Consider the following 12,610-nt stretch of genomic DNA (forward strand, 5'->3'; position numbering starts at 1 on the left):
ACTACTTCGAAAACTCAGGCTATGACCGAAATTAATCTCATCCCGCTCTAGATCAAGCCTGACATGTCGGAGAAGGCCATCGCCTTGCGCAGCACCTCGACGAAACGCTCGCCGGCCGCCTCGCGCGGGCCGCTGTTGTCGATCGAGGTGACATCAGGTCCGGACAAGGTCACATTGGCGCTGCGCGCCAGCCGCGCCAGCACTTCGCCGCGCGACTCGCGGCCGCGCATCGCCAGCCGCTCGGCCAGCACCTCCGGCGAGGCGATGATCTCGACGATGGCCAGGTTGGCATAGCGCTCGCGCAGCACCGGGATGATCGCGCGCGACACGTTGGCGACGGCGACATGGCCATTGGCGACCGACCAGTCGACATCGGCCGGAATGCCATAGCGCAGGCCATGCGCCTCCCAGGAGATGGCAAAGGCGCCATCCGCTTCGGCTTCGACGAAGGCCGCGTCGGCCAGCGTGTCGTGATCCTCGCTCGCGGCATCGCTCGGCCTGGTGATGACGCGGCGAACGAACTCCAGCCGGGTCTCGTCGGCAAAGCGGGCGCGGGCGTAGCCGATCACCGTGTCCTTGCCGGCGCCGCTCGGGCCGACGACGGCGACGAAGACGCCGTCGCGGATCGGAAACCTCTCGGTGGACAATTCGCGCTCGATCAAGGCCGAGACCATCATGCGACCCGGCGTCCCTGCCGCCAGACCGTGCGCACGACCGGGACATGGTCGTCGACACGCACGCGCACCAGATCGGCGCGGCGGCCCTGCTCGATGATGCCGCGGTCGGTCAGGCCGATCGCTTCGGCCGGGTTCTTCGAGACCATGGCGACCGCCTGCGGCAGGGAAATGCCTTCGACAACGTCGCCGAGGAAGAACGCCGACTGGATCAGGCTGAAAGGAATATAGTCGGACGACAGGATGTCGAGCAGTCCATCGCCGGCCAGCGTGCGGGCCGAGACATTTCCCGAATGCGAGGCGCCGCGCATGACGTTGGGCGCACCCATCAAGACGCCGAGCCCTGCCTGTTTCGAGGCCCTGGCGGCTTCCTCCGTGGTCGGGAACTCGGCGACGCGCACGCCCTGTTCGATCGCCTCGTCGACATGGCCTGTCGTGGCGTCGTCGTGGCTTGCCAGAACGATGCCGCGCTCGTGGCAGGCGGCGGCGATATGGACACGGTTCGGTCCCGAATTCCGGGCCGATTCCGCCATTCGCTTTTCGCAGAACAGCTTGAAGTCGCGGTCGGTCAATTTCAGCTTGCGCTGGTAGTAATAGGCATAGGTTTCGAGGTTGACGAACTGGCGCTGGCCGGGGGCATGGTCCATCAGCGATGCCAGCTTGACCCGCTCGTCACCGTCGAAATTGGCGAAGGCTTTCAAGCAGTCCGGCGCCGAAACCTCGCAGCGCAGATGGATGAAGTGGTCGGCCCGCAGACGATCCTGCTGGACACTGTCCTCGATTGCGTCGGCCAGCTTGCGGATGTCGTCCGATGTCAGGTCGGCGTCCTCGTCCATGCCGACGCGCAAGGCATCGAGCACGGTGGTGATGCCGGCGGTCGCCACTTGCGCGTCATGGGCGAGCACGGCGGCGATCGGGTTCCAGCGCACCTTCGGCCGCGGCGCATAGTGGCCCTCGAGATGGTCGGTGTGGAGTTCGACCAGCCCGGGAATGATATAGTCGCCGCCCATATCCTCGCCGGCCATGTTCCCGCCAGTGTAGCTGGTGCCGGCATCGATGCCGGCGATAAAGCCGTCGCGCAGCACCAGCGAACCCTCGACGATCTCGTCGGCAAGCACGATGCGCGCGTTGGTAAGAACAGTTTCGGCGGTCATTTCAGGCAGTCCTTGTTGATTCCGGCTGGGTTATTCAAGCGGTTTTTCTGGCAGGGCGGCGCCCGAGCGCGTGATGGGAGAGCACCATGAACGGTGCGCCCGGTTCGGTTTCGACAAACAGCGTCAACGCATCCACCGGCACCGGCTGTTGCAACACCTCCGCGAACAGGCGGTCGATTGCTGCGCGAAGACGTGGGCTTTCCTGTGGCCCCGCCCGGCCGGACAGCGTCATGTGGAAGCGGAATGTCTCGAAGACATAGGGATAGCCCCACTGGCACAGATTGCGGAATTGGGCGGGCTTCAGCGAGTCCGGGCTGCGCCGTTCGATCTCGGCCTCTGTCAACGGCGCGCGAAACCGGTCGAAACCGAGCACCACGTCATCGGCAAAGCGGTTGAGCGGAGGCAGCGGTCCTTCCGGCACCAGCGCAAAGAAGCTGTCGATCTGGTTGACGACAAGGCGCGGGATCGTCACCACCGGCGTTGCCTCGGCAAAATGGTCGAGTGCCGCGCGCAGCGAGGTCTCCGTCTCGTTGGCAGCCAGCCGGAAGGGGGCTTTCAACGTCGCATGAAAACCGTAGCGCCGCGCCGAAGCGGTGTGGAAGGCGACTTCCGCCGCCGACAGATCGGCCACCGTCTCCACCGGCCTTGTCGCGCCACCGAACGGGTCGCGGCCCAGCCAATTGGCGGCGATCCGCGCCAGCGGCTCGTCCTGCCGGGGGGTGAAATAAATGGCGTAGCGCATGAGAAGAAGTCCTCGCTAAAGCGCGCCGCGTTTGAAGAAATGCTGCGATGCGCTTTAAGTCTTGGTTTTTCGCATATCGCAATCCCAAAACCGCTGCGCACTTTTGGGCGACATGCACTGGTCCCGCTGCCATAGGCGATTTCCATGACGGATTGACGAAGCTTTGAAGGGTTTTCGAAGGCAAATCGACCCGGTGGGTCCTTAGCCGACGATTTTCCCAAGCTGGACCAACAGCTTCACCCGAAACATATGACCGGTCAGGCTTTCATCAACCATTCGTGCTCGGGCGCGTTGTGGAATTTCCACGTCCGCTTCGGCCCGGCCATCACGTTGAGATAGTAGAGGTCATAGCCATGGCAGGCGGCGCAGGGGTGATAGCCCTTGGGCACCAGCACGACATCGCCATCCTCGATCGCCATGGCTTCGTCCAGCGCGCGATGGCCGTTCTTGTCGGCGTCGGTGTAGACGCGCTGGAAGGCAAAGCCCTGCGGTGGGTTGAGGCGATGGTAATAGGTTTCCTCCAGGTAGGATTCGGCCGGCAGATTGTCCTGGTCGTGCTTGTGCGGCGGGTAGCTCGACGTGTGGCCGCCGGGCGTGATGACCTCGACCACCAGCAATGAATCGGCCGGCTTGCCCTCCGGAAGGACGTTGGTGACATAGCGCGTGTTGGTGCCCTTGCCGCGCACCTCCTGGCCGAGCTCGTCCGGTCCGATCACGCGCACCGGCAGGCCGCCGCCGAGGCCCGGTGCCGAGCAGACCGCGAGTTCCAGATCGGTGTCTGCCGTAACCGACCAGTCGGAGCCCTCGGGTATATAGACCGACCACGGCTTGCCGTCGAAGGGCGACATGCGCTGGCCGAGCAGGCCGAGTGGCTTGCCGCCGGCGGATGCTGTGCCCTTGCCGGTGATGAACACCAGACAGACCTCGCGATCGTCCGTTTTTCCAGCAGCTCTCTCGCCGGGCTTCAGCCGATGCAGGTCGAAACCGACATAGGTCCAGCCGGCGGTTTTCGGCGTCACATGGGCGACGCGGCCATGGCCCTTGTCGGCCTTCACCAGCAGTTTCGACATCCGGTTACTCCTTCGGTTCGGCCTCGGCCGTTGTCTTGCTCTCGTCGGCCGGCCTCTCGTCGGCCGGCTTGTAGAGATAGAAGAACTGCCACACGGCGTAACCGGCAAAGCCGAGCGCGATCACGCCCCAGAACGGCGTGCCGGTGGCGAATTCGATGATCGACCAGATGACGCAGACCGCGACGACGGCGACGCGCCGCCACAAAGGCCGGAAAAACGGATGCTCGGAATCTTTCATCCAGCCAACCTACAGCAACCCGGCTTCGCCGAGAACCAGCGCGTCAGGCGCTGGCAGAGCCCAGGGCATTGGAAAGCCTTAGGCATTGGAAAAGCCCAAGCCCTAGGCATTGGGAAAGCCCTGCGTCTCGACCGTATAGCCGGCCGCCGTCATCACCCGCATCAATTCCTTGTGGCCGACTTCAGCCATCTTGAGCGGCGGGTTCTTCTTCGGATCCTGCTCGGCCTCGACCACGAACCAGCCCTCGTAGCCATGGTCGGCAAACCGCTGCACGATGGCGCCGAAATCCAGCGAACCGTCACCCGGCACCGTGAAGGCGCCGAGCGCGACGGCGTCGAGGAAGGATTGCTTGGTGCGGTCGAGCTTGTCGATGACGCCCATGCGCACGTCCTTCACATGCACATGGCTGATGCGCGCATAGTGGTTGTCGATGGCGCGCAGGACGTCGCCGCCGGCAAAGGCCAGGTGCCCCGCATCGAGCAGCAGCGGAATGCCGGCTCCGGAATGGTTCATGAAGGCATCGAGTTCCGGTTCGGTCTCGACGACCGCCGCCATGTGGTGGTGATAGGAAAGCGGCATGCCCTGTTCGGCGCACCATTCGCCAAATTCGGTGAGGCGTTTCGCATAGATCTTCATCTCGTCGTTCGAAAGCTTCGGCTTGGTGGCGAGCGGCTTCGAGCGGTCGCCCTGGATCGAACGGCCGACCTCGCCATAGACGATGCAAGGCGCGTTCACCGCCTTGAACAGATCGATCATCGGCTGGATGCGATCCTTGTTCCTTGCCATGTCTTCATCGACCAGCGTGCCCGAGAACCAACCGCCGCACAGCGTCACGTCGGCCTTCTTTAGGATCGGCAGCATGACATCGGGATCGTTGGGGAAACGCCGGCCCATTTCCATGCCGGTGAAACCGGCCGAGCGCGACTGGCGCAAACACTCCTCCAGCGAGACGTCATCGCTGAGTTCCGCAAGATCGTCGTTCCACCACGCAATGGGGGACATGCCCAGTTTGGCTTTCAAGTCGTCACTCCAGTTTCAGGTTCGTACCGACCTCCCCACAAGGGGGAGGCAGGGGCTTGGCAGCATTGGCATCAATCGCCCCGGCGCTGGCATCAATCGCCCGCCGTTGGCATCAATCGCCAATGGTTTGCATCTGCCGCTTCTCGTCATAGGCCTTGCGTGCCGCGTTCACCTGGGCCCGGGCCGACACTTCCGGCACCGCGACATCCCACCAATGGCCCCCGGCGTCGGTCGAAACCAGCGGGTCGGTGTCGATGACGAGCACGGTGGTGCGGTTGTTCTTCTTTGCCTTTTCCAGGGCGTTTTCCAGCCCGGCGATCGACGGCACTTTCTCGGCAACCGCCCCCAGGCTCGCCGCATGCGCGGCAAAGTCGATGTCGGGCAGGATCTCGTGGCGCGAGTCCTTCAGGAGATTGTTGAAGTTGGCGCCGCCGGTCGCCATCTGCAGCCGGTTGATGCAGCCATAGCCGCGGTTGTCGAGCAGCACGATGGTCAGCTTGAGGCCGAGCATCACCGAGGTGGCGATCTCGGAATTCAGCATCAGATAGGAGCCGTCGCCGATCATGACGACGATCTCCTCGTCCGGCTTCGCCATCTTGGTGCCAAGCCCGCCGGCTATCTCGTAGCCCATGGTCGAGAAGCCGTATTCGGCATGATAGGAGCCGGGCGCGCCAGCTTGCCACAGCTTGTGCAGTTCGCCGGGCAGGCCGCCGGCGGCATGCAGCAGGGTTACGCCAGGGCCCATCGCGCGCTGCACGGCGCCGATCACCTGCGCGTCGGAAGGATAGGCGGCATTGGTCGACGCCGTCACCTTGGCGGCCTCGGCCTGCCAGGCCTTCTTGCCGGCCGTCGCATTGTCGGTCCAGCTTGCCGGCGCTTTCCGGCCCTTCAGCGCCGCGCCGAGTTCGGCCAGGCCCTCGGCCGCGTCAGCGACCAGCGGCAGCGCCCGGTGCTTGCCGGCGTCGAAGGGCTGTACGTTCAAGCCGATGATGGTCTTGCCGGAGTTCTTGAACAGCGCCCACGAGCCGGTGGTGAAATCCTGCAGCCGCGTGCCGATGGCCAGCACGACATCGGCTTCCTCCGCCAGCCGGTTGGCGGCCGAGGTGCCGGTGACGCCGACCGCCGCCATGTTGAGCGGATGATCGTCCGGCAGCGAGGATTTGCCGCCTTGCGTCTCGCAGACAGGGATGCCTGCGCCCTGCACGAATTTCGCCAGCTCGTCCGAGGCCTGCGAATAAAGCACGCCGCCGCCGGCTATCACCAGCGGCTTCTTCGCCCCCTTGAGTGCCGCCACCGCGGCGGCAAGCTCATGGCGGTCCGGCCGCGGCCGGCGCTGGTGCCAGACGCGCTCGGCAAAGAAGCTCTCGGGATAGTCATAGGCCTCGGCCTGCACGTCCTGGCACAGCGACAGCGTTACCGGGCCGCAATCGGCCGGATCGGTCAGCACCTGCATGGCGCGGCTGAGCGCCGGGATGATCTGCTCCGGCCGCGTGATACGGTCGAAGTGCCGAGACACCGGGCGAAAGCAGTCATTGACGGTCGCGGTGCCGTCGGAGAAATCCTCGGCCTGCTGCAGCACCGGATCGGGAATGCGGTTGGCGAAGACATCGCCGGGGAGAAACAGCACCGGCAGCCGGTTGACGTGGGCGAGTGCCGCCGCCGTCACCATGTTGAGCGCGCCGGGGCCGATCGAAGACGTCGCGGCCATGAAACGACGGCGGAAATTGGCCTTGGCATAGGCGATCGCCGCATGCGCCATCGCCTGTTCGTTGTGGGCGCGGAAGGTCGGCAACTCGTCGCGCACCTGATAAAGCGCTTCGCCGATGCCGGCGACATTGCCGTGGCCGAAGATCGCCCAGACACCGCCGAAGATCGGGACTTTCTTGCCGTCGATCTCGGTCATCTGCCTGCTGAGAAAGCGGGTCAGCGCCTGCGCCATTGTCAGGCGGATTGTCTTGGTCATGGTGTTTTCCTCCGCAGTCCTATGCCGCGCCTTCTTATGCTGCTTTGCGGCCGCGCGCGGCAAGCCACGCTTCGGTCAACTGTTCGAAGCGCGAGGCCATGTCGGCGATCGCCTCGTCATCCGACATCCTGCCGGCCAGCCATTGTTCGGCCGCGTGCACGAAGATGGTGCGGCCGACGGCAAACCCCTTGACGATGGGCGCCTTTGCGGTTGCGGCGAAAGCCGCTTCCAGCTCGTCCTGCGGCGCTTCCAGGCCGAGCAGTACGACCCCCCGGCACCACGGATCGTGCTTGAGGATCACCGCTTCGATCTTGGCCCACGCCGCTGCCGAAGCCTGCGGTTCGAGCTTCCACCAGTCCGGCTTGATGCCCAGCGCATAGAGTTCCTCCAGCGCGCGCGGGATCGTCTTGTCGTCGAGCTTGCCGTGCTTGCCGGCGATGATCTCGACCAGCAATTCCCTGCCGACCTTGCGTGCGGCCTCGAACAGCGCGAGCAGCTTCTGCTGCTGCTCTTCCTTCAAGGCCGCCGGATCGTCGGGGTGATAGAAGCACAGGCACTTGATGCAGTGGTCGACCGGCCATTCAGCGAGTTGCGAGCCGATGTCCTGCGAGAACTCGAAACGCAGCGGTCGTGATCCCGGCAATTCGACTGGCCGCCCGAGCCAGGCGAAGGGATGGCGGGCGAATTCGAACATCGCCTCGCGGCCATGCTTCTCGTCGATCAGCATGCCATAGCCGTCGCGCCCGGCGGCGATCTTAGCCGCCGCCTTGACCGCCAGCACCTTGAAATCGCGGATGCGTGCGGGATCGGCACCGGCCTTCGCCGCTACATCCTCGAGCTGCACGCGGTGATCGCAGGCGAGCGCCATCAGCGAGGGAACGTCGCGGCGACGGGTGGTTGCCCAATGGATGTGGTTGATCGCTTCGTCTTTGCGCAAGGCGAGATGCTTGCTGCCATTCTTGAGGAAGAACTGCAACTCCTCGAAGGTCGGATATTCCGGCGCGCACAGCAGCCGCGACACGGCGAAGGCGCCGCAGGCATTGGCCCAGGTCGCCGCCGTCGCATGGTCTTCCCCACCCAGCCAGCCGCGCAGGAACCCCGACATGAAAGCATCGCCGGCGCCGAGCACATTGTAGATCTCGATCGGAAAGCCCTTGCCGACGATGCCGTCCTCGAGATCGTCGCTGATCGGCCCGTCATAGACGATGCAGCCCATGGCGCCCCGCTTCAGAACGATGGTCGCCGCGGACAGCGAGCGGATCGTCTTCAAGGCGCTCAGGCAATCATCGGCACCCGACGCGATCATGATCTCTTCTTCGGTGCCGACGATCAGGTCGCAATCGGGCAGCACCGTCTTCAACTGGGCCGAGACCCGGTCTGACTTGACATAGCGCTCAAACCCTTCGGCATGGCCGGCGAGACCCCAGAGGTTCGGCCGATAGTCGATGTCGAACACCACCTTGCCGCCCTTTGCCTTGATGATGCGGATTGCCTTGCGCTGGGCGGCATCGCTGTTGGGACGGGAGAAATGCGTGCCGGTGACGACGATGGATCGCGCCGAGGCGATGAAGGCCTCGTCGATGTCTTCCGGCGCCAGCGCCATGTCGGCGCAGTCTGAGCGGTAGAAGATCATCGGCGACACGCCTTCGTCCTCGACCGACAGCAGCACCAAGGCGGTCAGCCGCTCTTTGTCGGTCTTCAGTCCGTCGACGCAGACGCCTTCGCGCGTCAGCTGTTCGCGGATGAAACGGCCCATCTGCTCGTCGCCGACTCGGGTGAGCAACGCCGAGCGCAGGCCGAGCCTCGCCGTGCCGACCGAAATGTTGGCGGGGCAGCCGCCGACCGACTTGGCGAACGAGGTGATGTCCTCCAGCCGCGAGCCGATCTGCTGGCCGTAAAGGTCGACGGAAGCGCGACCGATGGTGATGACGTCGAGCGGTGCCTGTTTCGCGTCCACGGCTTCGCTCATTGGAACCTCCCATCGGCCTTGTTGTTTTGGGGTACACGCGCGAGCGGCAGCGTGGCGCCGGGGAATATGAAATAATAATTCCAATCCATAGTCAATATGGAATGAGCATTCCCCGGTCTAAAATTGTCTTTGAGGTGCCTGCTAGGCCTTGCGCCTGCGGCCCGTGCTGCGTCGTTTTTCGCCGACGCCGACGGTCAGCGCCATGGCCAGCGCCATCGTCGCCGACAGCGAGCGGAAGCCGGCGAAATCGGCCTCGGCCACCTCGAACCAGATGCTGGCGAACTGGGCAAGCGGCGAAAACGAGCTGTCGGTGATGGCAACGATCGGCACGCCCTGTTCCGAAATGCTGCGCGCCTCCTCGATGGTGGCCGGCGCGTATGGCGAGAAGCTGATGGCGATGACGGCGTCCGCCGGCGTGGCGAATGCGATCATCTCGGCGTTCAGCCCGGCGGCCGATTCGATCAGCTGGTTGCGGATCTTCAGCTTGCCCAGCGCATAGGCGATGTAGGACGCCACCGGATAGGAGCGGCGCTTGGCCAGCACGTAGATGGTCTCCGCCTTTGCCAGCAGGGAAATCGCGTCTTCCAGATGCGCGTCGTCCAGCGTGCGCGAAATGTCGTTGAGCGAGGTGCTGGCGGCGGCGACGAAGCCGTCGAAGATCGCCCGGTGACCGGCGGCGCCCTCGGCCTTAGCACGCAGCGCCTGCAGGCGTTCGTCATAGGACGAGTTGCGCTCGCGCAGCCGCTCGCGAAACACCTGCTGCAGGCTGGTGAAACCGTCGAAGCCAAGCTGCTGGGCAAAGCGGATCAGGGTCGACGGCTGCACGCCGGCCGAAGCGGCGATGCTGGCGGCTGTGCCGAAGGCGATATCGTCGGGATTGTCGAGCGCGTAGGCGGCGATCTGGGCGATGCGCTTGGGCAGGCTTTCGCGGCGGTCCAGGATGGTGGCGCGCAGCGTCTCGAAGTCGCGAGGTACCCGTTCGTCCATCGTCGCTCTGTCCAGGCTCATCTATGGGTACCCTCTCTGCCCCATCATAGCGAGCCTGCGCAAGAACGCCATAAAAAATGAGGCAGACATTCCATTCCAAGAGAAAATGGACTAATTCATCCATCCAACGCTTCAGGCAGTGGAGAAATCGAAAATGGTCGGCGTCGGTCTCATCGGCACGGGTTTCATGGGCAAGTGTCACGCCATCGCATGGAGTGCCGTCGGCGCAGTCTTTCCCGACGTGCCCAAACCCCGGCTCGTCCATCTCGGCGAGGTCAATGAGGACCTCGCCAGGCGCAAGGCCGGCGAGTTCGGCTTCGCCAAGGCATCCGGCGACTGGCGCGCCGTCGTCAACGACCCGGATGTCGATATCGTCTCGCTGACCACGCCCAACCAGTTCCATCCGGAAATGGCCATCGCCATCCTCGAGGCCGGCAAGCATCTGTGGTGCGAAAAGCCGATGGCGCCGAGCTTCGCCGAGGCCGAAGCCATGGCGGCGGCGGCGAAGACGTCGGGCAAGGTCGCCGCCCTCGGCTACAACTACATCCAGAGCCCGGTCATCCGCCACATCGGCGCGCTTCTCGACGAGAAGGTCATCGGCGAGGTCAACCATCTGCGCATCGAGATGGACGAGGACTTCATGGCCGACCCGGAGGCGCTGTTCTTCTGGAAGCACGAAGCCGCTTCCGGCTATGGTGCGCTCGACGATTTCGCTGTGCATCCGCTGTCGCTGGTCTCCGCCCTGTTCGGCCGCGTCGCCAGCGTCATCTGCGACATGGCCAAGCCCTATGCCGACCGCAAGCTCGCCGCAGGCGGGCGCCGCGCCGTCGAGACCTACGATATCGCCAGCGTGCTGATGCATCTGGAAAACGGCATTGCCGGCACGCTGCTGGTCAACCGCTCGGCTTGGGGCCGCAAGGGCCGCATCGCCATCCAGATCTTCGGCTCGAAAGGGTCGATCCTGTTCGACCAGGAGCGGATGAACGAATTCCAGCTCTACCTCACTGCCGATCGCCCGACCGAACAGGGTTATCGCACCATCCTGGTGGCGCCGCACCACAAGCCCTACGACGCCTTCCTGCCGGCGCCCGGCCATGGCCTCGGCTTCAACGATCTCAAGATCATCGAGTGCCACGAACTGTTGACACGGCTGGCCGGCAAGCCGGCGCGGATCATTGAGTTCGCCGAAGGGCTGGAGATCGAGCGCACCGTGCATGCTATGGCGCGCTCGTTCGACGAAAAGCGCTGGGTCGATGTGAGATAGTCCGCTTCGCGATGAATCGCCTCAGTTGCTTGCGGCCTGGGCGGCGTTCATCTCCCACCCGTTCACCCACACCTGCCGCAAACGATCGCCTTCGCCCTTGAACCGCAGCCCCGTCGCCTGGCAATCCTCGATCCGGTCGCTGCGGAAATTGCGGATTGCCTGACGCAACTCGCACCAGGCGACTATGTTGGCGGTTTCGGCGTAATAGATCAGCGCAATCGGGCGGATGAGGCGCTCGGAGGCACGGCCGAGCTCGTCGCGATAGGACAGGTCGAGCTTCTCCTCGTCGCGGATGGCGCGGCGCACCAGCGCCAGATCGACCGCACCGACCGAGGGCGCGGCGAACCCCCACGCATGCAACGCATTGGCATCGAACGTCTGGCGCAAGGGCGGCGGCACCGCGCCGGCGATCTTGGCGCTTACGCGCTTGGCCGCCAGTTTGAGTTCGCTGTCACCCGTGCGCTCCAACAGCGCCAGCGACAAAACGATCGCCTCCATCTCCTCGATCGAAAACATCAGCGGCGGCAGGTCGAAGCCGGGGCGCAGGATGTAGCCGATGCCGCGCCCGCCCTCGATAGGCACGCGCATCGCCTGAAGTGCTGCAATATCGCGATAGACGGAGCGCACCGTCACTTCGAGCTTTTCAGCCATCATGGCAGCCGTCACCGGCTGCCGCGCCAGCCGCACGATCTGGATGATCTCGAACAGTCGCGATGCCTTGCGCATTTCCTCACCCGCTCCGATCACAACTGACACTACATCGTCAGTAGGGCTGACCTATACGACTGCCTATCGAATTGAAAATCAACACATTCCTCAGCGGCTTCGCCGGGTGAGGCGACAGGCAACTGACATGGACTATGCGGATAATCTCTGGCTGTTCTTCCTCCTGCTGTTCGGCATCATCATCGTGCCCGGCATGGACATGCTTTTCGTGCTTGCCAATGCGCTGACCGGTGGCGGCAACAGAGGCCTTGCCGCCACAGGCGGCATCATGCTGGGCGGCATGGTGCACACGCTGAACGGCGCTGTTGGCGTCGGCCTGCTGATGCATTTCGTGCCGATCCTTTACAATCCGCTGCTGATCGCCGGCGCCGCCTACATGGCTTTCATCGGCCTGACGCTGATGCGCAGTTCGATCAAGGTCGGCAACGAGGGGCCTGCCGGCAGCCGCTCCGCATGGAGGGCGTTTCGCCAGGGGCTGGTGATCTGCCTGATCAATCCCAAGGCCTATCTTTTCGTCTTTGCGGTCTATCCGCAATTTCTCAAGCCCGCCTACGGTCCGATCTGGATACAGGCGGCCACCATGGGATTGATGACGGTGGCCGTGCAGTTTGCCGTCTATGGCGGGCTTGCCGTCACCGCCGGGCGCAGCCGCAATCTCCTGGTCGCCAATCCCCGGGCGACCGCATTTGCTGGCCGGGCGGCCGGACTGCTCCTGGTTGCGGTGTCGGCACTGACCGCCTGGCAAGGTTTGAAGGCGGCGTGAATTCCAGGCCCGAGCCTGAAACACCGCCGCCTTATACCCG

Annotated in this window: 12 protein-coding genes; 2 read left to right on the forward strand and 10 right to left on the reverse strand. The window is 64.2% G+C overall.

Annotation, left to right across the window (positions count from 1 at the left end):
- Window positions 1-47: 47 nt before the first annotated feature.
- The 9 genes from phnN to AC07FD_RS35885 form a co-directional block, all read right to left on the reverse strand.
- Window positions 48-677: a phosphonate metabolism protein/1,5-bisphosphokinase (PRPP-forming) PhnN gene (gene phnN, locus AC07FD_RS35845; protein ID WP_478353672.1), complete on the reverse strand. Its 630-nt coding sequence runs from the start codon at window positions 675-677 to the stop codon at window positions 48-50.
- Window positions 674-1,828 carry an alpha-D-ribose 1-methylphosphonate 5-triphosphate diphosphatase gene (locus AC07FD_RS35850; protein ID WP_478353673.1) on the reverse strand — a complete coding sequence of 385 codons (1,155 nt, stop codon included), beginning with the start codon at window positions 1,826-1,828 and terminating at the stop codon, window positions 674-676. Before AC07FD_RS35850 ends, phnN begins: the two co-directional genes overlap by 4 nt.
- A gap of 34 nt (window positions 1,829-1,862) precedes the next feature.
- On the reverse strand, window positions 1,863-2,570 hold the full coding sequence (locus AC07FD_RS35855; RefSeq protein WP_478353674.1) for a DUF1045 domain-containing protein: 708 nt from the start codon (window positions 2,568-2,570) through the stop codon (window positions 1,863-1,865).
- 257 nt (window positions 2,571-2,827) lie between these two features.
- Entirely contained in the window at window positions 2,828-3,640 is an 813-nt protein-coding gene (iolB, locus tag AC07FD_RS35860; RefSeq protein WP_478353675.1) for a 5-deoxy-glucuronate isomerase, read from the reverse strand.
- 4 nt (window positions 3,641-3,644) lie between these two features.
- Window positions 3,645-3,878 (reverse strand): DUF3329 domain-containing protein, encoded by a 234-nt coding sequence (locus AC07FD_RS35865; RefSeq protein ID WP_478353676.1) that lies wholly within the window; start codon window positions 3,876-3,878, stop codon window positions 3,645-3,647.
- A 102-nt stretch (window positions 3,879-3,980) separates the two neighbouring features.
- Complete coding sequence (iolE, locus tag AC07FD_RS35870) at window positions 3,981-4,898, reverse strand: myo-inosose-2 dehydratase (protein ID WP_478353677.1); 918 nt, start codon at window positions 4,896-4,898, stop codon at window positions 3,981-3,983.
- A 112-nt stretch (window positions 4,899-5,010) separates the two neighbouring features.
- Entirely contained in the window at window positions 5,011-6,861 is a 1,851-nt protein-coding gene (gene iolD, locus AC07FD_RS35875; protein ID WP_478353678.1) for a 3D-(3,5/4)-trihydroxycyclohexane-1,2-dione acylhydrolase (decyclizing), read from the reverse strand.
- 34 nt (window positions 6,862-6,895) lie between these two features.
- Window positions 6,896-8,830: a bifunctional 5-dehydro-2-deoxygluconokinase/5-dehydro-2-deoxyphosphogluconate aldolase gene (locus AC07FD_RS35880; RefSeq protein WP_478353679.1), complete on the reverse strand. Its 1,935-nt coding sequence runs from the start codon at window positions 8,828-8,830 to the stop codon at window positions 6,896-6,898.
- A gap of 141 nt (window positions 8,831-8,971) precedes the next feature.
- Window positions 8,972-9,817, reverse strand: coding sequence for a MurR/RpiR family transcriptional regulator (locus tag AC07FD_RS35885; protein ID WP_167392076.1), 846 nt, complete (start codon window positions 9,815-9,817; stop codon window positions 8,972-8,974).
- Window positions 9,818-9,971: 154 nt separating this feature from the next.
- On the opposite strand from AC07FD_RS35885, the gene AC07FD_RS35890 reads away from it, so the two are divergent.
- On the forward strand, window positions 9,972-11,081 hold the full coding sequence (locus AC07FD_RS35890) for a Gfo/Idh/MocA family protein (protein ID WP_478353680.1): 1,110 nt from the start codon (window positions 9,972-9,974) through the stop codon (window positions 11,079-11,081).
- 21 nt (window positions 11,082-11,102) lie between these two features.
- On the opposite strand, the gene AC07FD_RS35895 is transcribed toward AC07FD_RS35890, so the two are convergent.
- Window positions 11,103-11,807: a helix-turn-helix transcriptional regulator gene (locus tag AC07FD_RS35895; protein WP_478353681.1), complete on the reverse strand. Its 705-nt coding sequence runs from the start codon at window positions 11,805-11,807 to the stop codon at window positions 11,103-11,105.
- Window positions 11,808-11,934: 127 nt separating this feature from the next.
- On the opposite strand from AC07FD_RS35895, the gene AC07FD_RS35900 reads away from it, so the two are divergent.
- Entirely contained in the window at window positions 11,935-12,570 is a 636-nt protein-coding gene (locus AC07FD_RS35900) for a LysE family translocator (protein ID WP_478353682.1), read from the forward strand.
- Window positions 12,571-12,610 lie beyond the last annotated feature (40 nt).

The organism is Mesorhizobium waitakense, assembly GCF_056431085.1.

Bases quoted from the DNA above. Each gene is read 5' to 3' on its own strand.
- iolB (WP_478353675.1), bottom strand. From the start codon at position 3,640: ATGTCGAAACTGCTGGTGAAGGCCGACAAGGGCCATGGCCGCGTCGCC.
- phnN (WP_478353672.1), bottom strand. From the start codon at position 677: ATGATGGTCTCGGCCTTGATCGAGCGCGAATTGTCCACCGAGAGGTTT.
- AC07FD_RS35890 (WP_478353680.1), top strand. From the start codon at position 9,972: ATGGTCGGCGTCGGTCTCATCGGCACGGGTTTCATGGGCAAGTGTCAC.
- AC07FD_RS35880 (WP_478353679.1), bottom strand. From the start codon at position 8,830: ATGAGCGAAGCCGTGGACGCGAAACAGGCACCGCTCGACGTCATCACC.
- AC07FD_RS35885 (WP_167392076.1), bottom strand. From the start codon at position 9,817: ATGGACGAACGGGTACCTCGCGACTTCGAGACGCTGCGCGCCACCATC.
- AC07FD_RS35850 (WP_478353673.1), bottom strand. From the start codon at position 1,828: ATGACCGCCGAAACTGTTCTTACCAACGCGCGCATCGTGCTTGCCGAC.
- AC07FD_RS35865 (WP_478353676.1), bottom strand. From the start codon at position 3,878: ATGAAAGATTCCGAGCATCCGTTTTTCCGGCCTTTGTGGCGGCGCGTC.
- AC07FD_RS35895 (WP_478353681.1), bottom strand. From the start codon at position 11,807: ATGCGCAAGGCATCGCGACTGTTCGAGATCATCCAGATCGTGCGGCTG.
- AC07FD_RS35900 (WP_478353682.1), top strand. From the start codon at position 11,935: ATGGACTATGCGGATAATCTCTGGCTGTTCTTCCTCCTGCTGTTCGGC.
- iolD (WP_478353678.1), bottom strand. From the start codon at position 6,861: ATGACCAAGACAATCCGCCTGACAATGGCGCAGGCGCTGACCCGCTTT.
- AC07FD_RS35855 (WP_478353674.1), bottom strand. From the start codon at position 2,570: ATGCGCTACGCCATTTATTTCACCCCCCGGCAGGACGAGCCGCTGGCG.